The organism is Pseudomonas sp. CGJS7, assembly GCF_036961695.1.
Genome location: NZ_JBAMDI010000044.1, coordinates 1 through 21,367 on the forward strand (window position 1 = coordinate 1; position 21,367 = coordinate 21,367).

The following is a 21,367-nucleotide window of genomic DNA, read 5'->3' on the forward strand; positions in this document are numbered from 1 at the left end:
GGAATACTAAGCCAATCAGGAAACTGTTATTGCGCCACGCCATCTTCCATGGCGATACTTAGCCGACAGGGAAACCAACCACCCGCCGAGCCCGCCATGTCCCTACACCTCTACTCCCACCCGCTGGCCTCGTTCTGCCACAAGGTGCTGATCGCCCTGTACGAACAGGGCACGCCCTTCCAGGCCCATCTGGTCGACCTCGGCAACCCCGACGCCAAGGCCGATTTCCTCGATCTGTGGCCGGTCGGCAAGATGCCGGTGCTGCGCGACCAGGCGCGCGGCCGCACGGTGCCGGAGACCACGGTGATCGTCGAATACCTGCACCAGCACTACCCCGGCCCGCGCGCGTTGCTGCCGGCCGATCAAGACGCCTGCCTGCAAGTGCGGCTGTGGGACCGCTTCTTCGACCTGTACGTACACACGCCGATGCAGAAGATCGTCGCCGACCACCTGCGCGCGCCTGGCGAGAAAGACCCGCGCGGCGTCGCCGACGCGCGCGCCACCCTGGCCACCGCCTACGCCATGATCGAACGTCAGGCCGGCGAGCGCGGCTGGATCTGCGGCGAAGACTTCACCCTCGCCGATTGCGCCGCCGCGCCGGCGCTGTTCTACGCCGCCATCGTCGCGCCGCTCCCTCCCGAGCATTCGCGTCTTACCGCCTACTACGACCGGCTGATGGACCGTCCGTCGGTGCATCGCACCCAGGTCGAAGCGCGGCCGTACTTTCATATGTACCCGTTCCGGCATCTGATTCCCGCGCGCTTCCTTCAGGACGACTCGCCATGAATCCCACCAACATCACCACCGACACAGCCCGCCTGGACCGCCTGTTCCAGGCGCTGGCCGACAGCAATCGGCGCGGCATGATCGACCGCCTCAGCGAAGGCCCGGCCTCGGTATCCGAACTCGCGCGTCCGTTGGCGATGGCGCTGCCTTCGGTGGTCAAGCATCTGGCGGTGCTCGAATCGGGCGGGATCGTGGTATCGGAAAAGAGCGGACGCGTGCGCACTTACCGTATCGCCCCGGACGCGCTGTCGCTGGTGGAAGGCTGGCTGGCCGAACGCAAAGCCAAGTGGCACCGCCAGTTCGACCACCTCGAACGGTTCCTGTTGTCGCAGGCCGACGATCCGGCCGACGGAGACGCCAAGTGACCGACGCCTTCACCGCCCACGGCCAATTCACCATCGAACGCGAATTCCCGGTCGCGCCGCGCAAGGTCTTCCGCGCCTGGGCCGATCCATCGGCCAAGCGCCAATGGATGACCTGCGAGCCCGGCATGGAAGTCGTCGCCCATCGCATGGATTTCCGCGCCGGCGGCGAGGAGACCATCGACGTGCGCGGGCTCGACGGCGCGCTGCATCGATTCCAAGGCCGTTACTACGACATCGTGCAAGACCGCCGCATCGTCTACACCTACGGCATGCACGTCGACGCGGCGCATCTGTCGGTGTCGCTGGCGACCTTGCGTTTCGAAGCCTCGGCGCTGGGCACCAAGATGATCTTCACCGAGCAAGTGGTGTTCCTCGACGGTCATCAGCAACTCGAAGAACGCCGGCTCGGCACCGAGGCCGGGTTCGATCATCTGGCCTTGTACCTGCACGAGTCGCCGCGGCAGTGAAGCGTCCGGCGTGGCGCCGGACGCCGAGTCCGCGCCCGCGTCACGGCAAATACTTCAGCGCCTCGTTCGCCTGATCCTGAGTGATCCGACCGGCCTTCACCGCATCGCCGATCGCGGCCTTGGCGTCGCCGCTCCACAGATCGCCGTAGCCGGAAATGAACTGGGTGAAGTCCTTCAGACGCCCGTCCTGCTGCATGCGGCCGATCATCTCGGCGCGATACGCCGGATCGCCGTGGTTCTTGAGCTGGTTGCCCAGCGACATCTGCCAGGTCGAAGTAAAGCCCTCGCGTTGATAATCGCGCACCGCCGCGTCGCGTTCCTGCGCCGACTTGCCGAACAACTCCGGCGACTGCTGCTTGGCGTAGGCGGCCGCGTTCGGATACAGATTCTCGACGATGCTGCGCAAATGCTGCGCCTGCTGTTCCGGCGAGGGATTGGCGTTGCTGCGCTGGTTGAACAGATCCCAGTTGTAGTCGGGCCGGTCCTGGGCCATTTTCTCGGCGAAGGTCTGCACTTCCGCGCCGCTGAGCCCGCAGGCCTTGGCCGCGTCGACGAAGGACTGGGCATGGCCCGGCGAGAACGCGATGCCCGGCTGCGACTTGATCAACGACTGCACCTGCTCGGGCGTCATGTTCAAGTCCTTGGTCATTTCCACCAGCTTGGAACCGCTGGAGACCATGTTGTCGATGATCGCCGGATCCACGCCGGCGTCTTTGAGCAAGCCGCGGATTTCGTCGCGACGCTCGCCGCCGTTGATCAGCTCGCCGATGAAGCCGCCGATGCCCGAAACGATCGCGCCGATGCCGGCGACGATGGCGCCGGGAATCGCGGTCGGCGGGAAGCATTCCATCGCGCTGCCGAGCACGCCGATCACATCGCCGAACAAGGCGATGCCGTAACCGACGTTGCCGTCCTTCGCCTCGCCGAAGCTGTGCACCAGCGAAGCGGTGTTGGCGATCAGGCCCAAGGCCGGGGCCAGCTTGGCGGCGAACCCGGCCGCGCCGGTGAAGGTGCCGGCGTACTGCGCCAACCGCCCGCTGTCGGCCAAACCGTTGAGCGCGCCGGCCACCAGCCGCGCGCCGTTCTCGCCGGCCTGGGCGTAGCCCTTGATCGCGTTGACGTAATCGCCTTCCTTGCCGGCCGCGGTGGCCGACACCGCGCCGAGCACCACGCCGGCGCCGGCGAATGCGCGCATCGCCGGCGAGGCGTCGTTGTAGAGCTTGGAGTAGTAATCGATCGCCTTGAAATCGCCGCTGGCGAAGGCGTCGAGCACCTTCTGGCCTTCGCTGAAGTCCTTGTAGCCGCCCCAGGCCGGCACGCCCTTGCCGATGGCGTCCATCAGATTGGTGAACTGCGCCTGCGCGGCGCTGACGCTGCCGTCGTTCTTGGCCAGCAACTCGGCCATCGCCGAAGACGAGGCATTGGTCAGCACATCGCCGTTGAGGTCGCCGAACTTGGCGAAGGCGACGCCGAGCGCCGAATCGGGAACGCGCTGCACCTCTGCCAAATACGTCAACGCGGTGATGCCGTGGCCGCTTTCGGCCAGCGCCACGATCGAGTCGTGGGTCTGCTGGGCGACCTCGGGATCGCGCACGCTGGCATCGAGCACCGCATCGCGGTTGTTGGCCAGATAGTCGTTGAGCGCCTGCGAGGTCTCGATGGCCTTGTCGTAGGTCGGCTTGTGCTCGGGATCGTTGCGGTAGGCCTCGACGAACTTGGCCTGTTGCTGCGGCGTCAGCGGGCCGGCCTCGGCCAGCAAACCGCCGAGCTCTTTATCGAGCTTGGCCGCGTCTTCCTTCGCGCTCTTCTGCGCGCCGCTGAGCTCATCGACCTTGCCCGCGACCTGACGCGAAGCATCGGTCGGGCCGACCTGCGGCAAGCCGATGCGCTGGGCCACGTCCACCCACACCGGATTGGTCGCCGCGTCGTTGCGGATGTCGGCTTCCTTGAGCGTGCCGCGCTCCAGGCCGGCGTGGACTAGACCTGCGAACGCATCGCGACGCGCATCGCCCTGGTTCTCGTTGGTCCAGCTGTATGCGCCGGAGGCATCCTTCTGGAACAGACCGCCGGGCATGGTGCTGGCGGCGGCCTGCAACTCACCGCCGTCCTTGGCCAGACGCGCCAATTCGCCCAGATAGGCCTGATCGTTGGGATGCGCCTTGGCCAGTTCGGTCAGCTGATAGGTCGAGGTGATGCCGGTGCTCTGCACCCGATCCTTGTAGTCCTGCTGCGCCTGACTGACCTGCTTGTCCACCGGCACGCTCGACACCGGCTCGGCGCCGTCGGCGGGCTTGCCCGCGGACAGGTTGGCGTATTCCTCGCGCACCGTCGCCGGGCTGCGCGTTTCCACCGCGTCGGCGAGCGCGTCCTTGCCGAACACCGATTCGATCTTCAGCAACTGCGGCGCATCGAGCTTGGTCGCCAGATCGTTGGCGAAATCGGTGCGGTCGCTGACCGACATCGCCTCGACATCGGCCTTGAGCTGGGTCTGCTGCTCCGGCGTCATCTGCTTGATCGACGCGTTGGCCTGGGCCGGATCGGCCTTCTTCAACTCCGGCGGCGTCGGCGGCGGGGGCGGCGGAGGCGGCGGCGGGATGTAAGGGGTGCGGTCGTCGATCATCATGACCATGGCGGACGCCTCGTGCGCTGCGACAGAAGCGATCAGCCTAGGCCGCGACGGCGCGCGCCGGAACTGGGGCCGGCCCTAGTGCCATGGGCGTTTTGCCTGTTCAGCTGGGCTCGACGGCCCTGCTGGTCAGTCCAGATCGGGCGCTTCCGGCATCCGATGATGAACGCTGCCGACCTCATTGCCGTCGCCCTTTTCCCACACCTCGAATCGATGGCTTAGCCCGGCGGCGGTCAGCGCGGCAGACACATGCTCCGCATCGGCCAGCAAGCGGCGCCAATCGTGATCGTCGGCCTCGACCTCCGGCTCGCCGATGTCGCCACCGTACAGCTGAAAGCGGAAACGCCGGCCTTCGATCCATACGTTCAAGGCGTAATCGCCTTCGGTCACTTCCAGCCCATGGGCCGACAACAGGCGCCGCATGTCTTGCTTGCTCGGCCACGGGTCGCAGTAACCCTGGACGAAATACGCCGGAAACGGTTTGCGCGGCGCGATAGCGCGTGGTGCGGCCGCGACCGCGCCGCGGCCCGATATCGTCCGCAACCATGTCGCTATCCGATGAAGGACGGGAGTCGAAGGCACTGCGCAGATCGCGTGTCGATTGACGGGCGATCACGATGCCCGGGCCGCATCGGTCCGCGCAAGCGCGCATCTTCGACAAAACCGCGCCGCGAACCGCCGCCGTTCACAGGGAGAACGGCGACGGGCGCGACGCGGCGTTAACGCAAAGCGATCTGGACGCTGACGATCAGCGCACGCGGGCCAGGCTGCGCCAGGTGTTGCCGCCGCCGACCATCCAGGTCAGGCCCCAGTTGCCCCAGTTGGCGTTCTGGTTGAACCAATCCTCATCGTCCTGATGCACCCAGCCCCGGGCGAGCGCCCACGGCGCCGGGAAATTCGATGGCGCGTGCACGCCATAGGCGTAACCCAGGTTCGGGAACGCGGACATGTGGCCCAGGACCGAGGGCGCGGCGCCGTCGAAGTGGCAGTACTGGGTGACGGTGAACGGGAACGGTCCGGTCACCGGAATCGGCATCGGATTCGGCCAACCCTGGATGCTCGGGAAGATCGAAACCGCACCGGAGTTGTTGTTCTGGTTGTTCCAGATCTCGTTGTTCTGACGACGGATCACGGTACGCGCGCCCGACGGGCAGAACACGCCCAACTTCAACACGGCATAGTCGTGATGGTCGCCGGCCTTGGGCAGCGGCCGGAACGCCAGCGTGCTCTTGTCGGGAACACGGCAGAAACGCCAGGTGGTGTTGCCGCCCGAGACGGTGCCGCCGATCCAGCCGCCACGCCCGTTGGCGTTGCGGCGATCTTCGTCGTCGTGATGGATCCACACCTCGGTACCGGCCGGGCAATTGCGGTCCGGAATCACGCCGACCGAGAACAGCCGCGGGAACAGCCAGTACCACCACGGCATCAACGCGGCCTTGGCGCCCGCCTTGGCCGGCTGATGAGCGACGAACTGGTCCACGCCGTCCTTGCTCTCGACCACGCACGCGCCTTCGAAGCCCAGCGCCTGGCAGTACAGCAAGGCATAGGCCTCGCCTTCTTCGGCGACGAACCGCTCCGGATCGACCTTGGCGCTGTCGGGGTAACGGCGTTCCAGATTCTCGGCGTATTCCCGGTAGCGCTTTTGCGCATCGGTTTCCGGCACCAGCTTTTCGGCGAAGTCGCGTTCTTCCTGCGGCGTCTCTTCCTGCGAATCCTCGGCGAACGCCGCCGGCGTGAACGCCGCGGCCAGGGCGCACAACGCGAACGGCAGCGCGCGGGACATCCATTGCTTGTTCATAAGATCCTTCCCTACTGAGGTGTAGCGATGAGAGGCCGCGTCCACGGCCCGGCGGTTGCACTCGGCATCCGTTTCGATTGCGATCGCCGGCCGCTGCCGGCACACGCGCTCCACGCGTGTTCGATCGACCCTAGTCACCGAACCGGCGCGAGCGCCGGCGAACTCACGCTAGGCGCGCGGCGCAGGCTTTACGAGGAAGATTCGGGGAACGAATCGGGCCGTACCGGGACAGCGCGCGGCGAGTTGCGGTGTGTGCCGGATTCGAACTGCGATGGGGATCGCGTTCGTTCATTCGTTGTCGCGGGCGTTCGGATCGGGCCGCAATCACTGTCTTGCATGCGTTGAACCTTTGCGCGACCGAAGGTGCTCGTTAAAGCGCGACTTCGCCGTAACGCCAATGGTCGCTGACGTAACCGGAATCGTCCGACGCCATCGCGTCGTGTTGCGCAGCAACCCGGCGCAGGCGTCGATCAGGTACTGGGCGAGTTCGCGCTGGCTGACGAACCTGGCTTCGTCGCCCTCGACCACGGCCGCGTCGATGGGCACTTTCCAGTTCCAGTAACGCGGGTTCTCGGCCAATTCCGACGCCGGCGGGAAATAGTCGGCGAAGCTGCGCGACCAGGCGCGGAACTCGCGCAGCACCCGCAACCGATACGGCAACGCGCGCTGCTTGTTGTTGCGCGGACGCGGATGGGCGCTGCGGCGCATCGGCCGATTCCGAAGGCGGGACGGCCCCGCAGCCTGGCCGCGCCGCGTTCATCGCCACAAGCCCGGCGGCAGCGGCGCCGATCGCCCCACCCCGTCGCGTTTTCGCCAACGCAGTCCCAGTCAGTCATGCGACTGAAACGCAGGTCCAGCAAAGTGGCGCCTCCCCCATCCAAAGTCACATTCCCATGCGCCAGACTTCGCCCTCGACCGCCACCACCGCGCTGGGCTGCGCCATCTTCACCGCCCTGATCGCCCTGCCGGTGCTGGCCGCGCCCAAGCAAGCCCCGCGCAAGCCGCAAGTCCGCCAGGAAAGCGCGCAGCGCTGGTTCGAGGAAGGCGCACAGACCGCGCGCGACGGCGCCAACCTGCGCCCGCTGCCGTTCAAGGCCCGCAACGTGATCCTGTTCGTCGGCGACGGCATGGGCATCTCCACCATCGCCGCCGCGCGCATCCGCGAAGGCCAGCTCAAGGGCGCCACCGGCGAAGAAAACTCGCTGTCCTTCGAAAAGCTGCCCTACGTCAGCCTGTCCAAGACCTACTCGGTCGACGGCCAGACCCCGGACTCGGCGCCGACCATGACCGCGATGGTCACCGGCATCAAGACCAATCAGGGCGTGCTCAGCGTCACCCAGAAAGCCAAGTACGGCGACTGCGCCTCCGCGCGCGGCCAAGGCGTGGTGACCATGCTGGAACTGTCTGAGGCCCTGGGCCTGGCCACCGGCATCGTCAGCACCGCCCGCATCACCCACGCCACCCCGGCGGCGACCTACGCCCACACCCCCAACCGCGACTGGGAAAGCGACGCTGAACTGAGCGCCGAAGCCAAGCAGAACGGCTGCCGCGACATCGCCCGCCAGTTGATCGAATTCCCCTACGGCGACGGCCTGGAAGTCGCCCTCGGCGGCGGCCGCAGCTACTTCCTGCCCAACACCGTCAGCGACCCGGAAGACGCCGGCGCCTCGGGCCGCCGCAAGGACGGCCGCAACCTGCCGCAAGAATGGTCCGCGCGCCGCGGCGCGTCGTACGTCTGGAACAAGGCCCAGTTCGACGCCATCGACCCGCGCCGCACCAGCCACCTGCTGGGCCTGTTCGAACGCTCGCACATGGAATACGAACAAGACCGCCCGAAGGACGCCGGCAAAGAACCCAGCCTCGCCGACATGACCGCCAAGGCCATCGACGTGCTGGAAAACAACAGCCGCAAGGGCTACTTCCTGATGGTCGAAGGCGGCCGCGTCGACCACGCCCACCACGCCGGCAACGCCAGCCGCGCGCTGACCGACGCCATCGCCCTGTCCGACGCGGTGCGCAAGGCGCTGGAAAAGACCAACGAACGTGACACCCTGATCATCGTCACCGCCGACCACAGCCACACCTTCACCGTCGCCGGCTACCCCGACCGCGGCAACGACATCCTCGGCAAGGTCGTCACCGACGGCAAACTCGCGCTCGACAAGAACGGCAAGCCCTACACCACCCTGGGCTACATCAACGGCCCCGGCTACCGCGGTCCCAACGCCCGCCCGGACCTGACCGCCATCGACACCGCCCACCCGGACTTCCTGCAAGAAGCGGCCGTGCCGCTGGGCGATGAAACCCACGCCGCCGAAGACGTGGCCATCTACGCCCGCGGCCCCGGCGCGCACGCCTTCCAGGGCGTGGTCGAACAGAACACGATCTTCCACGTGATGGCGCAGTCGCAGCGCAACACCAGCCTGTTCCTGTGCACCCTGCTCGGCCAGTGCGGCCACGGCCGCGGCCGCTCGGCGATCGCCGCGCCGCTGATGGAAGCGGACCTGCGCGAAGGCATGGCCCGTCAGTCGGCCAAGCAGTAATGCAGGCAGGTTTGAAGTTGCGTGCGGTGACGCTGTCGTTGTTCGCCGCACTCGCGTTCGCCGGCCCTGGGTGGGCCGGCGATGCGGTGGATGCGACGCAAGCGGTTAGCGCACCCGCGGCGAAAGCCGTGGTCGCGCATTATCAGATTCGCGACGCCAAGGGCGAACGCAGCCTGGTGCTGGTGCGTTCGGCCGACCGTATCGAGTACCGCATGCAGGGCCAGCCGGTGGAAATCTGGCGGCAGACGCCGGATGGCATCAGCCGGTTGGAACTGTTCGCCAAGGAGCAACGCAGCGTCGCGTGGTCGCCGGGCGATCTGCGCACTACCGGGCAGATGCCGGATTGGGATCGGCTGGCGAGCGTCGTCAATCCGTCGCTGCGCAAGGTGTTGAAGAGCAACGGGCAGACCAAGGTTCTGGATACCCAGGCGGTGCGCTACAGCGGGGAAAGCGCTGAAGGGCAGCCGATCTCGCTGGATTGGATCGATGCCGAAGGTTTGCCTGCGTATTACCGCACCGGCAAGCGCAATGCCAAGGCCGGCGATGCGGGCGCGTATGAGTTGCGTTTGAGCAAGATTGAACGTGTCGACAGCGCTGCGGCTTTTACCGCTACGGGCGATTATCGCGAAACCGACTACGCGGATTTGGGCGATATGGAGCTCGATCCGTTTGCGGCGAATTATCTGAAGCAACGCGGCGAGCACTCGCACTGAGGCGGCATTCGCCCAATGCTGACCGTTGAAGACGAAGCCGCCGGAACTCCGGCGGCTTCTTTAGTTGAGCCGTCTTAAGTTCTAAAACCGCAGTTCTCAACGCGGCAAGCCGCCCTCCCCACGCCGCTCGGCAGCGGCGCGCAACGCCCTTATCTCTGTCGGCCCTCCGTCCATCAACCGCGACACCAGCCGGTCGGCTTCGAACGGAACGTGCAGCAACGAGCCCAAGTTCGGGCCAGCCGGCCGAAGCACCACATAGCAATCCCGTTTGATCCGATCGACGAACTCAGCGTGTTGCAGACGCGCGAATTCGACCTCGGGTTTCGTCCATTCTCCAGACACTACTTCTTTGACCCGGGCGCGATACTTGTACCAGAAGTGAAACGGCACGCACTCGTTGGGCTCAGCGCAGCCCGGGTACAAATCCGTGAACTCGGTTTCCAGCACCTGGACCCTTAGCACTATCGACCCGGGTGGAGGGCTGTACCGCTCGCTGCCTGCGCCATCGCGCAGCGCTAGTGGGCCGGCGCAACCGACCATCAGGAGACAGAGCACGATCAGTTTCAGCATCCGCTGCACAGCGTTGTCCTTGGAAAGGGTGACCCACTATGCGCGGGGAAGTGCCCGATGGCCCGTATCCAAGAATCGGATCACCCACATCGGCGCTCCCGAACGCTACAAGAACCAGGAGGGGGAACGGTGCGTCACTTTCATACTAGCTTCTGGACAACGAAGCGCGCTGGCTTTCGCTCTGCTCTGCGACCTGAGATGGCGCCTCCCGCACCGACTCGGCCAATGACTGAAGGGAATTCTTCGTCGGCATGGCAACCGCCTCGCTCAATGGAAGATGCGCCCGCAAATGTCCCGGAAACTCAAGATCGCCTTGCACAGCAAAGAGATTTCTTTCTCCTGTTGGGGCCACAGGATGCCCAAGCACGACATGATCCACTGATTGCAGCCCGGCGCGCGAGGATTGAGCAGCCAGGCTGAGAACCGCATTCTTCAGCTCCGTATCGGTAAATGCCACTCCACTGCCGCCCAAGGCAGCACGGACCTTTGAATCCAGGCCGTTGAGCAGGGGATGTGTACTTGCGCCCTCTCGGGCATCCGTCTTTTCATTCGCCGGCCGTCGCTTAGGCGCCGCCTCAGCATCCTGATCGGTCCGAAGCAAGCGCCGATAGTCTTGAAGATACAGATCGCGCTGGGTCAGACGACCGTCCCCATTGCGATCAATCAGACCGTCGTTTCTCGTATACGGGTAGTCCGCCACCGTCTTGGCGATCTCTTTAATCACCGCCGAATCGCTCAGCCGACCATCACGCCACTGATTGAACAACGGCGGCCAGCTCACACCCAACGGACTGTAGCCCAAGCCATCCCATTGGGGTTTGAACGAAGGATCGCTCTTTCTTAGATCATCGAAGATGGGAAAGGCATTGAAGATCGCCTTGGCCTCCTTCTCGCTCCTGAACTGCACATACTCTTCACCCGTCCCACGCGAGAAGTTCGCCTCCCTATCCTTGTCGTGACCAATCTCGTGAGCAATGCGAGAGAACATCCCATTGACCAGGTGCGCCCCTCCCGGCGTCTTGGCGAACTCATACTGCCCCTGATTGATTCGGATTTCGCGATTCGGCTCGGACCGATAAGAAGCCAGAGCCTCTCTGGGATCGCCGACCACCCGCCCACCGTTGGTGTAGAACCCCGCGAAATCCGCACTCGCATGCGGCGACTTGAGCACCAACTCCTGGAAGCGCGATGGAAGCTCCGAAAACCCGCCATGCCGCTTGAGAAACTCGACATTCCGAGCATGACCAACCCCTTCGGCTTTATCTTCCATGACACAACGCTCCATAGGACTCACGTGCGATCACGCCGCCCTATACTAGCGTCAAACACCGAGGGAACGGCCATGACTGACAGCGCACACAGCATCACGCGCAACTGTAAGTTTCACATCGCGGCTTTGGCTGTTTTTTTTGTGGGCTGCACACACCACCAAGAAAAACTTGATGGTGCAGAACTGGATATTCAGCGCCTGATTCGCGTGCCTGCTGAACGCGGACGCGCGGGTGTCGACCAGATCACCTCATCGCTTCAACGGCTGTATGACGTCGAACCAGGCACACAGCTCTCGCCACTCAGCAATACCCATCAACCCGTGACGCTGGCGGATGGCACGGTGATCGCCCAGACCTTGACCGACGTCAATGCCACTCACGACCCAACTCGGGACGTGAGAGTGGATCTGGCCAATCGACCCTGCGTCCCCATCGAGCGCGCCGCCGCCTGGATCGGCGCCAAGCGACTGTTCGCCACCGCTGGTGACGAAAAAGTCACCGGACATGTTGATTACCTGTTCGAGAACAGCGCGGTGCGCATCGATCTGGTCGGCGACTTCCCCGGCCCTGAGTGCCTTCGCGTCGTCACTATCTACAAGCAGCCGTAATCAGCCGACACCTGAAGGCGTGGAACATCGCTATACACCCTCATAGAACGGCAACTCGATCCCATGCTCACGCAACACCTGCTTGTAGTGTTCGACGTAGCCGTACAACCACTCTCGCAGCTCATCGATCTCGTCGCACTCATCCTCCGTCAGTTTCGTCTTTGCGATAGCGCAAACCCTGTCGACCTGCCTGTACATCGAATGCAACGTGTCGCCCTGGAGCAGCAGCCCAGGAAACTGGCGCCCCGGGTGGCGCATGATCGCGGCGTTGACCGCGTCCGAATAGATTTCGACTTCTTGAATTCGCATAGAAAGGCGCCTGGTGAAGTGACCTGACAGATCCGACGGGCTAAGACCCGCGTCTTTACCCGATCGAAATAGTAATCCCCATCGCCCACACCAGCGCCCCGTCAGTAACCGGCGTTTGCGTCCGCGAAACACCGGCGATTCAGCGACCTCAGTTTGGCGGCCGCAATCCGCGCCCTTTGACGCGGGTCCGTCACATGCACCGATCATCATTCCGCGCAATTTTCCGTTCGGAGATTATGGCCATGCCCCGTTTTTCCCGTGCGATTCGTCACACTGCGGCCGCCACCTGCGCCGCCGCGCTGCTGCTCACCAGCGCCGCCGCGCAAGCCCATAAGCAGGAAGTCCATCGCCAGATCGTCCTCGATGCCGTGGCCTTCATGAAGGCCAATCCGGGCATCACCAACTACAACCGACTGCTGGCCGGCGTGCAGGCCGCGGGCTACACCATCGACACCTTCGCCGCCGCGATCGGCCAAGGCGCCTACGATGTCGACGACTTCTCCGACACCTACCTCTGCGGCGCGCTCACCGGCGACTGCGTGAAAGCGCCGCTGTGGGGCACCACCGCTTCGCTGGTCAACTACACCTCGTATTGGCATTTCCAGGATCACGCCAACAGCCGCGACGTGCACGGCAACACCTACGGCGGCTACAACTACGACCGCAGCGTGATGAAGGGCGACATCGACAAGCTGGCCGCCGACTGGCTGTGGAACGACCATCTCGACGACGGCCCCGGCGGCATGAAGGGTTGGTTCGGCGAAACCAGCCGCTACAACACCTACGGCGTCACCGAGAGCAAGTACCGCATCGGCAGCACGTCGACTCCGGCGATGTACGCCGATTTCCAGAAGATGCCGTTCCAGCCCATCGCCAATCTCGGCCAGTACTGGTTCAGCCAGTTCCTCGCCAGCCCGACCGCGCAATCGCTGGGCTTCGTGCTGCACACCACCGACGTCAGCGTGCCGCAGCACACCTGGTCCACCTCGGGCAATAACCATTCCGACTACGAAGCCTGGGTGGAAAACTACTACCACACCGAAAAGCTCAACGATCCGGCGCTGGTGAAGCTGGCGCTGAACGATATCCCCGCGCTGCCGGCCGCCGCCACCGATGTGCGTCCGCTGATGCACCAGCTCGGCGCCTACACCTACCAGAACGGCGCGATCGTGCTGTCGTCCACGGCGTACGCCGATCGCCTTGCGGTATCGCGCAAGACGGTGCCGCATGCCATCGCGATGGTGGTGCGCGTGCTCGACCGCGCGGCGGAACGTCTGTCGCCGTGAAGCCGTCCTCGGCCTTCGGGCTTGTAACCGGGCTTTGCGCCGCACTGCTCCTCGCCGCGCCAGCGCGCGCGGCGTCCGGTGTCCCGGTCGACGGGACATCGCGCGAGCCGCGCATCGCGCTGCAGGTGAACGATTGGACCTTGTCCACGGCCGCACTGAATGCGCTGCTGCGCGTGGTGCGAGAACAAAAGCCCGGGGTCACGCCTTCCCAGGTGATGGCGGCCGCGGCCGAGGATCGCGTACTGGGCGGCTATGCGCGGCGCCAGTACGACGACGCGAAGCTGTTTGCCGGCGAGCGGGTGCGATTTTCTCCGCAAGCATCGGTCGAAGCGTCGCTGGTGACGACTTTACAGGCGGCGTTTCGCGATCCCCTGGCCAAGGCGATGGGGCCGGCCGAGAGCTATATCGTCAAACGCCATCCGCTCACGCGCGAGCGCCTCGTCGCGCTGCTGGATATGGGCGGCAAGCTGCGCCTGGACGACCGCCTGCCGGCTGCGCGCGAAGCGAAGTTGAAGGACGTGCCCTTGATCGACGGCCGTGTCGGGGCCCAGTCCTACCGCGTCACCCTTTACGAGCTCTGGGAGCGCCAGGACGTGCAGGGACGCAATGCCCTGTACCGGTTCGATGTCGGATTCGCGATGGAGCAGGCCAGACAGTTGGCGCGCGACCGGTTTGTGCTGGGCTGGGTCGCTCAGAACAGCGACCTCGGCGTTGACGGTGTGGAGCAGCTTCGGCAACTGGTCGCGGACCGAAACCGTCGCAATGCGCTGGCGCGCTTACTGGGTAGCGGCGAAGATCCGCACTACAGCAGCCCGGAAGTCGAGCGCTTGCAGCGCAGCGTCGAACCGGCGGCCATTCGCGACTACTACAACACCCACAAGACCGAATTCACCCGTACCGAAAAGGTGCTGGCGCGGACGATGCGCTTGGCCAACGAGGCCCAGGCGCGGGCCGCCTCCGCCGAGCTGGCGAAGGGCGCTCGCTTCGAAGACGTGGCGCGGCGACGCGGTGCCGGCGACGGCATCGCGAAATGGATCGACAGCGACGCCGCACGCCGTTCGTGGATTGCGCAGCTCGCGTTCGCGCAACCACCCGGGCCCGCATCGCCGCCGATTCACGAGCCGGAATCAGAAACCTCGGCGCAGGGTTGGATCATCGTCAAGGTGGACAGGCGCGTGACCGGTTTTCATCCGCCCGATAGTGAAACCGTGCGTTTTGCGGCCAGCGAAGCTATTGCGCGGCAGCGTGCTGCGGCCGGCTTCCTCAGCCTGAGGGCGCGTCTTTTGTCGGATGCGCGTATCGACGTCAATCCGAATGCGCTCGGTCTGCGTGCCGCTCCGAAGGTGCTGGAGGGCGGCCTGTGAAATGGGCGACTGCCATCGTCGTGCTGCTGGTTGCGGCTGTGGGCTGGTGGTTGCTTACGTCGGAGGCTCCCGACATAGGCAAGCCTTCGCCGAATGAGTCCGCGGCGGCCGATTCGCCACGGCACGCACGCGCCGTGACTGCATCCGCTACCGCTGCAACGACGGACGATGACGCGCCGTCCGCGGCTTCGATTCCGCCGCCCCCGGTACCGGCCTGGCAGACGATGGCCGAAGCACGCGTACACGGCGACGATCGCGCGCCACCGATCGAACGTCCCGGGCCGGAGTCGCAAGCGCCCGGCGCCACCGCATGGGAACTCAGCGATCCCACCCGCTATCGCGAGTACGAGCTGCGAGGCCAGCGTCGGCTTCGTGAGGAGTATTTGATGGCCGCGGAGCAGGAGCTGCCCAAGTGGAAGGCATTGCTTGCGCGGGCGCGCGCGACCGGCGCGCCGGCTGCCGCTATCCAGGAAGCGCAAGAGAAGATCCGTCGCCTGGAAGCGCGGCAAGTCGCGCTGCGGAATGGTGATTGACGGCGGTCGCGACAGGACAACGACCGCCCCAGGCCATACCAGCGCGAGCGGCTTGGGGCCGGCGGCGCTGCGATACAAACGGACTCAGCTTGGACTTGCCACGTCCCGCGGTTTGCGAGCCGCGCGAATGCGCGTGCCCGGCGCGCTCACCCTCGCCTTCAACTCCTGCGCGACGCGGCGCTGCTCGGGCTCGGGGAGCAGGCCGAAGGCGAGGATCACTTCGGCCAGGTCGGCGTTGTCGGCGTAGAGGTAGGCCAAGGGGACGCCGAGGGAATTGGCCCAGTTACGGGCGATGGTCAGGTTGGCTTCGGCTACTACGAACTCGAAGCGCTGAAGCGGTGTGTTGGCAATTCCGTGTGATGCGGGGACTGACATGCGCGGCTCCTTCCGATTGCTGCTGGGGTTGTTTTGTTGGTGACCAAAGCAAAGGTCACGGCAGCTGTTATATCCCGTTTTGGGCTATCTGAAACCCATTTTGGGATATCGCAAGCAACAAAAAAATGGAAGTGCACAAGAAGTGTGTCGCGCGGACGGATGATTACTTGCGGGACTTAGCGATCTGTCGGATCACGTCGCCGGGATCGACGCCGAGAGAGGCGCACACATGCATGAAGTCGATGACGTCGAGCCGGCGCTCGCCCAGTTCGTACTTGGAGACGAACGACTGAGCGCGTTGCAACTTCTCAGCGACCTGGGTCTGCGTAAGCCCGGCGCGCTCGCGAGCCTCTACCAGCAACTGGCGTAGACGGAGGTACTCGGGCTTGTTGAGGGCTGTAGGCACATGAGAAGCCTAAAGCCCAGATCCGAATAACCCATTTTGGGGTTGACGCTACCCATTAGAGAAGAAATCTACCCAGCTATTGGAATCGTCTAGATACGTGAACGCCCATTTTTCCGCCGCAAAAAAACGTCCCTCACATGGTTCGACTTCCCAGTCGCTCAGAAGAGCGACCGTCCTATATCTTTCAACAGGCATATCGATATACGCGCAGCGGATACCGGCGGGTCCATCATGAGATATCGAAACACATCCCAACTTCAGTTCATCTGACTGGACCACCTCCGCAGAGCCGTTGGGATCGATGCGGAGTCGGATGCGAGTTTGATCAAGCTTGAGCGGTAGAACAACACCAAGCCCAGCTGATCGAAACTCGCTAACCTTAATCCGAAAAGAGTCCTCACCAGTCAACGACATGATCCTCGGCCGATCATTTAACGGCTTCAGAACCACGCCTATATCCCATGGGCCGTGAGAACCACCGAAGTAGAAAAACTCTCCCGCCTTCAGTTTTGCGACTGGCGCTGACGTTAATTCATTGAGCTTAAACGGAATCATCCATCCTCCTCGGCATCGCTTTTAAACTAGCAACGTCATTCCTTGACAGACTCAATCGTTCCTTTGACAAGCATAATCACTGGCAAAGTGCTAAAAATTAACATCATTAAATCCGCCGCTACAAGCCACGCAACCAGTTCGACATAGCATTGCGTAGGGACCACAAAAAACAAACGCAAAGAAGCCACAAAAGTAACCATTAGCTCAAAAACGGTTACTCCCATGACAAACAACAAAGCGCTCAAATGCCCTTTCTTCTGATATCTAGCCAGAACAACCGAGCCAGACATAACTCCGAACAATGCGAGAATCGCAGCGAGAAATCCCGCCATCGTAAAAGCGAAGCTAGCGAGCAACGAAGCCAAAGACTCGATTCGCCCCGAAGATGCAACCAGCACTCTCGCCGCATCGGAAGGCAAAAATAACAATACAATCGAACTAACGCCGTGGCTTATCAGGATTATTAAGGTCGGCAAACGCAGCTTTCTTAATAGAAGCATCACCTCTCATCTCCTTGAGCTTTTCTAGAAGGAGAGTATTTCTCCCCATCTGGTTATCAAAGTCCCTTTGAATTCTTCCATCCGTATCGCCTGATATCGGATTACGCACGATGCCCTGCCCCACGAGATATACGTCAATAACCTTGTCGGCGACCGCAGTAACCGCACGCGCCTCAAAATCGCTGACCCCATCCACCCCTATATTATCCGAAACCCCCTGAAGAAATGATTTTATATTTCCTCGCTTAGCTTGTGGCCGAACACTTATTTCGATCGGACCGATCTCAGAGTAGTGAAGTCCAGTCTTCCCACTTAAAAATTCAACCAAATCTTCATGCAATTTATTGTTTCGCTGAAGCTCAAGCGTCACCCTACCAACTCTTGCAAGCTTTGAAATATCCTTCCGTGCCATCTGATGAGTCAACGCGACAGCATGAAACTTATATGGCAACCCTAAAGCGACAAAAACTTGATTCATGTATTCCGAAAAGACGGCACATCTTGGCGAAAGTATTTTGCAAGCAATTCCAAAAAAATCTTCTCGCATGTTTACGTATGAGGCAAATCCAGCAGAATCACCGGCCAAATGCGCTTTCAAATCATCAAGCGTAAGATTATTTGCGTCAATTTTCTTTATTATTTCATTATCCAGCGTATGCAGGAACAAATACTGATCACCAACCGCCTTGATTAAGTACAGTCGCTCAGCATTATGCGTAAACTGAGCTTTGAACTTCGGCACTTTCCAAGAACAATATTTATTCAAGAAAGGTCTTATATCGACCCAATACCTTTGCGACGACTTTCCTTTGGTAAGGTAGTACTGATAGTAAGTAGCTTGCACGACGCCCCCTGTCCATGTTCACGACAACTAGTCGCCGGACATGAATACCAGTTAGTGACGACGAAGATCAAGCGACATAGGGTAGCTCTTGCTCGTCTCCCACAATGAGACCGTATTTGTGGTGAAAGAGATACGTCATTTGGCACACAAATAGGCCGTGACATAAAAATATGCCCATATATGGCACACCCCGCATCACCCATAAAGCTAAAACAACATCGGCCGCGGGAAGAACTTGCTTCACCGCGACCGATTAATAATCCTCGCCAGGTTACCCCAGCGCATCAGTACTTACTTCGCCGGCCGTTGATCCGCCGTCTCATCCCGAGCCGCCCTAAACTCCGAATCCTCAGCCCAATTCGGCCACCGATTCGAATTCGCCAGCTCATTGCCCAGCGTGTAGAGAATCTGCATGTCGCGCGCCATGCCCGCATACGTCCAAGTGGGTTCCCACTGGTCCGCCGGCTGGTGATAACGATCCTTGATGTACGCCTCGGCCTCAGCCTTACCCGCGGCTACGCCGCCCGCAACCAAGTCCTCACCCGAGCCGATCGAAATCGCCGGCACGCCGCGCTTGGCGAAGGGGAAGTGATCGGAGCGGAAGAAGTGGCCGGCCTCAGGCTTCGGGTCCGGCGTATAGACGACGTTCCACTTCTGCGCGGTAGCGATGAGGTCGTCCAGCAATTCCTGCTTGGCGCTACCAGAGGTGGTGAAGTCGCGCGCGACGCCACCCGGGTCGAAGGCGTCCATGTTGAACACGGCGACGGTCTTGGCCAGCGGGTACAGCGGACGCGCGGAGTAGTACTCCGAGCCCAGCAAGCCCTTTTCTTCCGCAGTGACGTTGAGCAGGACGATCGAGCGCTGCGGCTTCTTGCCCTTGGCGAAGGCGCGGCCGATTTCGATCAGGGCGGCGGTGCCGGTGGCGTTGTCGACGGCGCCGTTGTAGATCTTGTCGCCCTTGGCATCGGGTTGGCCGACGCCCAGGTGGTCCCAGTGGGCGCTGTAGATCACGGTCTCGTCCGGGCGCTTGCTGCCTTCGATGCGGCCGACGATGTTTTGCGAGGTGATGACCTGGCTGTCGACGGCGTAGGCGGCCGACAGGGTGACGTTCTTCAGCGTCACCGGTTTGAATTCGCGGGTCTGCGCTTGCTTCTTGAGTTTTTCGAAGTCCAGGCCGGCGCTCTTGAACAGGCTGACGGCGGTGTCGCGCTGGATCCAGCCTTCCATGGTCGGGTGGTTGGCGCGCGGGTTGTCGCGGACCACGTCGAACATGGTGTTGGTGTTGGAGTTCTTGACCGTGGCCCAGCCGTAGGAGGCGGGGTCGGTCTCGTGCACGATCAGCAGGCCGACGGCGCCGCGGCGGGCGGCTTCTTCGTATTTGTAGGTCCAGCGGCCGTAGTAGGTCATGGCCTTGCCGCCGAAGTCGCCGTCGCCGGTTTCGAAGTCGGGGTCGTTGATCAGGACGATGGCGATCTTGCCCTTGAGGTCGACGTTCTTGAAGTCGTCCCATTGGCGCTCGGGCGCGGTGACGCCGTAGCCGGCGAACACCAGCGGGGCGTTTTTGATCGCGACGTTCTTGCTGCCGTCGAGGGCGGCGCGGATGGCGATTTCATTGCCCTGGGTGAGCGGGCGGGCTTTCTTCTTCACCGACACCGAGATGGTGGGGGTGCCGGCGATTTCGGCGCGCAGCAGCGGCACGGCTTGGGTCCACAGGCGCTTGCCGTCCTTGAGGTCGCCGCCGGGTTGGACGCCGGCCGCCTTGAGTTGGGCGGTGACGTAGTCGATGGTCTTGGTTTCGCCGGCGGTGGCGGGGCCGCGGCCTTCGAATTCGTCCGAGGACAGCACCTTCACTTCTTCGGACAGGCGCTTGGTGTCGAAGGTGGGGGCTTTGGGCGGCTTGGGCGCTTTGGCCGGCTTGGCGGCGTAGGCGGGCATCGACAGGATGGCGGCGCAAAGTACCGCCAGCGGTGCGGCGACAGGCAATTTCATGGAGGGGCCCCTTGTGTGGTCCGGCCGATACTAGCCATGAGGGCGTGATGGGTCTATCGGGCGGTGGCTGGACGCCGAGGCCGTAGCTGCATGGGCTCCCTGTAGGAGCGGCGCGAGCCGCGACCGCGGGGTGGCCGGTTGCGGCGGGTGTGCGGACGGGCGTAGGTGGGTGGCGCTGTAGGCGAGGTGGCGCGGTCGCGGCTTGCGCCGCTCCTACAGGGAGTGGGCGTGGCTTTGGTGTTAGGCCACGCGCGATACCGGGCGCGGGGCGGTTTCGGGCAAGGCGAGCACGAGTTTGCCGAACTCGGCCACGGCGGGGGTGCAGCCGCCGGGGCGGCGCAGCAGGACGAATTCGGCCGGCGGCAGCGGCGGCAAGCCGTATTGGCCGTCGACGATGCGCATGCCGGGCAGGACGTCGTCTTCGATCATCACGGTGATGGCCAAGCCCGCGGAGATCGCGGCGTTTAGGCCTTGCTGGCTGGGCGAGGTGAACACTACGTGCCATTCCACCGGGGTGCCGTCGAGGGCGGACATGCCGACTTGGCGGTTGATGCACGGCGGCGGGTAGAACGCGAACGGCAGCGAGCGGCCGGGGGCGACGTCGAAGGCGTCGCTGGCGACCCAGACGAAGCGGGTGCGGCGCAGGACGGTGTCGCCGATGGCGCCGGGCAAGGCGATGACTACGGCGACGTCGAGTTCGTCGGCATCGATCATCTGGCGCAGGTCCATGCTCATGCTGACGTTGACGTCCATGCGCACGTCGGGGAATGCGCGCGAGAACTGGCACAGCAGGTTGGGCAGGCGGTCGCCGATGAAGTTTTCGGGGACGCCGAAGCGGACGGCGCCGGTGATCGGCGAGGGTTGGAAGCGGCGCGACAGTGCGGCCAGGGATTGCAGGATTTGTTCGGCGTGGCGGAGGAAGTCTTCGCCGTCTTCGGTGAGGGTGAGGCGGCGGGTGGTGCGGTGGAGCAGTGCGCGGCCGACTTGTTCTTCCAGGCGGCGGATTTGGTGGCTGACGGCGGATTGGGTTAGGTGCAGGCGCTCGGCGGCGCGGGTGAAGCCGCCGGTTTCGGTGACGGCGACGAAGGTGCGTAGCAGGGTCGGGTCGAAGTCCATGGGGAGCGCCTCGGGGCCGGTCGATTGATGACAGGCTTTAATGGGTTCCACAAAATTAAATCATTTCCCTCATGAGTGGGGTGTGGGGAAAATGTACGGCGTGCCCCCCCCCCTCCGTCATTCCGGCGGAAGCCGGAACCCATTTTGACTTTGCTCCCGTTGGCGCTCGGGGCCGGGGCTAAGAGCAAATCCCCCCTAGCCCCCCTTTTTCAAAGGGGGGAACAGCACGGCGGTTTGGGTGTTGGACGTCGGGGGGCCGGGCTTGCTGAAACGATTCTTTTTGAACCGCGCCGCTCGGCGTGCGCGGCGACGCTATGGCTTGGCCGTTGGCACGGCCGCTTTA

General features: G+C 63.2%; 23 protein-coding genes. 9 read left to right on the top strand and 14 right to left on the bottom strand.

Going from position 1 to position 21,367, the window contains the following annotated elements; genetic code table 11:
* Positions 1 to 96 precede the first annotated feature (96 nt).
* The 3 genes from V7787_RS24530 to V7787_RS24540 are packed head-to-tail and all read left to right on the top strand — an operon-like array spanning position 97 to position 1,618.
* Entirely contained in the window at positions 97 to 786 is a 690-nt protein-coding gene (locus V7787_RS24530; RefSeq protein WP_336089840.1) for a glutathione S-transferase family protein, read from the top strand.
* Positions 783 to 1,151 (top strand): ArsR/SmtB family transcription factor, encoded by a 369-nt coding sequence (locus V7787_RS24535; protein WP_336089841.1) that lies wholly within the window; start codon positions 783 to 785, stop codon positions 1,149 to 1,151. Before V7787_RS24530 ends, V7787_RS24535 begins: the two co-directional genes overlap by 4 nt.
* Complete coding sequence (locus V7787_RS24540; RefSeq protein WP_336089843.1) at positions 1,148 to 1,618, top strand: SRPBCC family protein; 471 nt, start codon at positions 1,148 to 1,150, stop codon at positions 1,616 to 1,618. Before V7787_RS24535 ends, V7787_RS24540 begins: the two co-directional genes overlap by 4 nt.
* Positions 1,619 to 1,658: 40 nt before the next feature.
* Here V7787_RS24540 and V7787_RS24545 read toward each other — a convergent pair whose 3' ends face one another.
* From V7787_RS24545 to V7787_RS24560, 4 genes are all read right to left on the bottom strand, one after another.
* The gene (locus V7787_RS24545) at positions 1,659 to 4,247 is read right to left on the bottom strand and encodes a hypothetical protein (RefSeq protein ID WP_336089844.1); all 2,589 of its coding nucleotides are present in this window, start codon (positions 4,245 to 4,247) and stop codon (positions 1,659 to 1,661) included.
* Between the two features lie 126 nt (positions 4,248 to 4,373).
* The gene (locus V7787_RS24550; RefSeq protein ID WP_336089846.1) at positions 4,374 to 4,787 is read right to left on the bottom strand and encodes a hypothetical protein; all 414 of its coding nucleotides are present in this window, start codon (positions 4,785 to 4,787) and stop codon (positions 4,374 to 4,376) included.
* Positions 4,788 to 4,992: 205 nt separating this feature from the next.
* A complete protein-coding gene (locus tag V7787_RS24555) occupies positions 4,993 to 6,042 on the bottom strand; it encodes a hypothetical protein (RefSeq protein WP_336089848.1) in 1,050 nt (349 codons plus the stop codon).
* 324 nt (positions 6,043 to 6,366) lie between these two features.
* Positions 6,367 to 6,750 (bottom strand): DUF3916 domain-containing protein, encoded by a 384-nt coding sequence (locus tag V7787_RS24560; protein WP_336089850.1) that lies wholly within the window; start codon positions 6,748 to 6,750, stop codon positions 6,367 to 6,369.
* 185 nt (positions 6,751 to 6,935) lie between these two features.
* Here V7787_RS24560 and V7787_RS24565 point away from each other — a divergent pair, with 185 nt between their 5' ends.
* Both V7787_RS24565 and V7787_RS24570 read left to right on the top strand, forming a co-directional pair.
* Complete coding sequence (locus V7787_RS24565; protein ID WP_336089851.1) at positions 6,936 to 8,585, top strand: alkaline phosphatase; 1,650 nt, start codon at positions 6,936 to 6,938, stop codon at positions 8,583 to 8,585.
* Between the two features lie 11 nt (positions 8,586 to 8,596).
* Positions 8,597 to 9,298: a hypothetical protein gene (locus V7787_RS24570; protein ID WP_336089853.1), complete on the top strand. Its 702-nt coding sequence runs from the start codon at positions 8,597 to 8,599 to the stop codon at positions 9,296 to 9,298.
* Positions 9,299 to 9,394: 96 nt separating this feature from the next.
* Here V7787_RS24570 and V7787_RS24575 read toward each other — a convergent pair whose 3' ends face one another.
* Both V7787_RS24575 and V7787_RS24580 read right to left on the bottom strand, forming a co-directional pair.
* Entirely contained in the window at positions 9,395 to 9,877 is a 483-nt protein-coding gene (locus V7787_RS24575) for a hypothetical protein (RefSeq protein WP_336089854.1), read from the bottom strand.
* Between the two features lie 136 nt (positions 9,878 to 10,013).
* Positions 10,014 to 11,138 carry an XVIPCD domain-containing protein gene (locus tag V7787_RS24580; protein WP_336089855.1) on the bottom strand — a complete coding sequence of 375 codons (1,125 nt, stop codon included), beginning with the start codon at positions 11,136 to 11,138 and terminating at the stop codon, positions 10,014 to 10,016.
* A 72-nt stretch (positions 11,139 to 11,210) separates the two neighbouring features.
* On the opposite strand from V7787_RS24580, the gene V7787_RS24585 reads away from it, so the two are divergent.
* On the top strand, positions 11,211 to 11,747 hold the full coding sequence (locus V7787_RS24585; RefSeq protein ID WP_336089856.1) for a hypothetical protein: 537 nt from the start codon (positions 11,211 to 11,213) through the stop codon (positions 11,745 to 11,747).
* 30 nt (positions 11,748 to 11,777) lie between these two features.
* Here V7787_RS24585 and V7787_RS24590 read toward each other — a convergent pair whose 3' ends face one another.
* Complete coding sequence (locus tag V7787_RS24590; protein WP_336089857.1) at positions 11,778 to 12,056, bottom strand: DUF6959 family protein; 279 nt, start codon at positions 12,054 to 12,056, stop codon at positions 11,778 to 11,780.
* A gap of 242 nt (positions 12,057 to 12,298) precedes the next feature.
* Here V7787_RS24590 and V7787_RS24595 point away from each other — a divergent pair, with 242 nt between their 5' ends.
* The 3 genes from V7787_RS24595 to V7787_RS24605 are packed head-to-tail and all read left to right on the top strand — an operon-like array spanning position 12,299 to position 15,239.
* Entirely contained in the window at positions 12,299 to 13,342 is a 1,044-nt protein-coding gene (locus V7787_RS24595) for a hypothetical protein (protein ID WP_336089858.1), read from the top strand.
* Entirely contained in the window at positions 13,339 to 14,706 is a 1,368-nt protein-coding gene (locus V7787_RS24600) for a peptidylprolyl isomerase (RefSeq protein WP_336089859.1), read from the top strand. The genes V7787_RS24595 and V7787_RS24600 overlap by 4 nt, the downstream gene beginning before the upstream one ends.
* Complete coding sequence (locus tag V7787_RS24605) at positions 14,703 to 15,239, top strand: hypothetical protein (RefSeq protein WP_336089860.1); 537 nt, start codon at positions 14,703 to 14,705, stop codon at positions 15,237 to 15,239. The genes V7787_RS24600 and V7787_RS24605 overlap by 4 nt, the downstream gene beginning before the upstream one ends.
* An 84-nt stretch (positions 15,240 to 15,323) precedes the next feature.
* On the opposite strand, the gene V7787_RS24610 is transcribed toward V7787_RS24605, so the two are convergent.
* The 7 genes from V7787_RS24610 to V7787_RS24640 form a co-directional block, all read right to left on the bottom strand.
* The gene (locus V7787_RS24610; RefSeq protein WP_336089861.1) at positions 15,324 to 15,614 is read right to left on the bottom strand and encodes a hypothetical protein; all 291 of its coding nucleotides are present in this window, start codon (positions 15,612 to 15,614) and stop codon (positions 15,324 to 15,326) included.
* Between the two features lie 163 nt (positions 15,615 to 15,777).
* A complete protein-coding gene (locus V7787_RS24615) occupies positions 15,778 to 16,020 on the bottom strand; it encodes a helix-turn-helix domain-containing protein (protein WP_336089862.1) in 243 nt (80 codons plus the stop codon).
* 48 nt (positions 16,021 to 16,068) lie between these two features.
* Positions 16,069 to 16,575 (bottom strand): hypothetical protein, encoded by a 507-nt coding sequence (locus V7787_RS24620; protein ID WP_336089863.1) that lies wholly within the window; start codon positions 16,573 to 16,575, stop codon positions 16,069 to 16,071.
* Between the two features lie 35 nt (positions 16,576 to 16,610).
* Positions 16,611 to 17,078: a hypothetical protein gene (locus V7787_RS24625; protein WP_336089864.1), complete on the bottom strand. Its 468-nt coding sequence runs from the start codon at positions 17,076 to 17,078 to the stop codon at positions 16,611 to 16,613.
* Complete coding sequence (locus tag V7787_RS24630) at positions 17,014 to 17,919, bottom strand: hypothetical protein (protein WP_336089865.1); 906 nt, start codon at positions 17,917 to 17,919, stop codon at positions 17,014 to 17,016. The genes V7787_RS24625 and V7787_RS24630 overlap by 65 nt, the downstream gene beginning before the upstream one ends.
* 291 nt (positions 17,920 to 18,210) lie before the next feature.
* The gene (locus V7787_RS24635; protein WP_336089866.1) at positions 18,211 to 19,908 is read right to left on the bottom strand and encodes a M28 family metallopeptidase; all 1,698 of its coding nucleotides are present in this window, start codon (positions 19,906 to 19,908) and stop codon (positions 18,211 to 18,213) included.
* A gap of 240 nt (positions 19,909 to 20,148) precedes the next feature.
* Positions 20,149 to 21,024, bottom strand: coding sequence for a LysR family transcriptional regulator (locus V7787_RS24640; RefSeq protein ID WP_336089867.1), 876 nt, complete (start codon positions 21,022 to 21,024; stop codon positions 20,149 to 20,151).
* Positions 21,025 to 21,367 lie beyond the last annotated feature (343 nt).

Coding starts and splice junctions, on each gene's coding strand:
- V7787_RS24530 (WP_336089840.1), top strand. CDS start 97: ATGTCCCTACACCTCTACTCCCACCCGCTGGCCTCGTTCTGCCACAAG.
- V7787_RS24535 (WP_336089841.1), top strand. CDS start 783: ATGAATCCCACCAACATCACCACCGACACAGCCCGCCTGGACCGCCTG.
- V7787_RS24545 (WP_336089844.1), bottom strand. CDS start 4,247: ATGGTCATGATGATCGACGACCGCACCCCTTACATCCCGCCGCCGCCT.
- V7787_RS24555 (WP_336089848.1), bottom strand. CDS start 6,042: ATGAACAAGCAATGGATGTCCCGCGCGCTGCCGTTCGCGTTGTGCGCC.
- V7787_RS24560 (WP_336089850.1), bottom strand. CDS start 6,750: ATGCGCCGCAGCGCCCATCCGCGTCCGCGCAACAACAAGCAGCGCGCG.
- V7787_RS24565 (WP_336089851.1), top strand. CDS start 6,936: ATGCGCCAGACTTCGCCCTCGACCGCCACCACCGCGCTGGGCTGCGCC.
- V7787_RS24580 (WP_336089855.1), bottom strand. CDS start 11,138: ATGGAAGATAAAGCCGAAGGGGTTGGTCATGCTCGGAATGTCGAGTTT.
- V7787_RS24585 (WP_336089856.1), top strand. CDS start 11,211: ATGACTGACAGCGCACACAGCATCACGCGCAACTGTAAGTTTCACATC.
- V7787_RS24590 (WP_336089857.1), bottom strand. CDS start 12,056: ATGCGAATTCAAGAAGTCGAAATCTATTCGGACGCGGTCAACGCCGCG.
- V7787_RS24595 (WP_336089858.1), top strand. CDS start 12,299: ATGCCCCGTTTTTCCCGTGCGATTCGTCACACTGCGGCCGCCACCTGC.
- V7787_RS24610 (WP_336089861.1), bottom strand. CDS start 15,614: ATGTCAGTCCCCGCATCACACGGAATTGCCAACACACCGCTTCAGCGC.
- V7787_RS24620 (WP_336089863.1), bottom strand. CDS start 16,575: ATGATTCCGTTTAAGCTCAATGAATTAACGTCAGCGCCAGTCGCAAAA.
- V7787_RS24635 (WP_336089866.1), bottom strand. CDS start 19,908: ATGAAATTGCCTGTCGCCGCACCGCTGGCGGTACTTTGCGCCGCCATC.
- V7787_RS24640 (WP_336089867.1), bottom strand. CDS start 21,024: ATGGACTTCGACCCGACCCTGCTACGCACCTTCGTCGCCGTCACCGAA.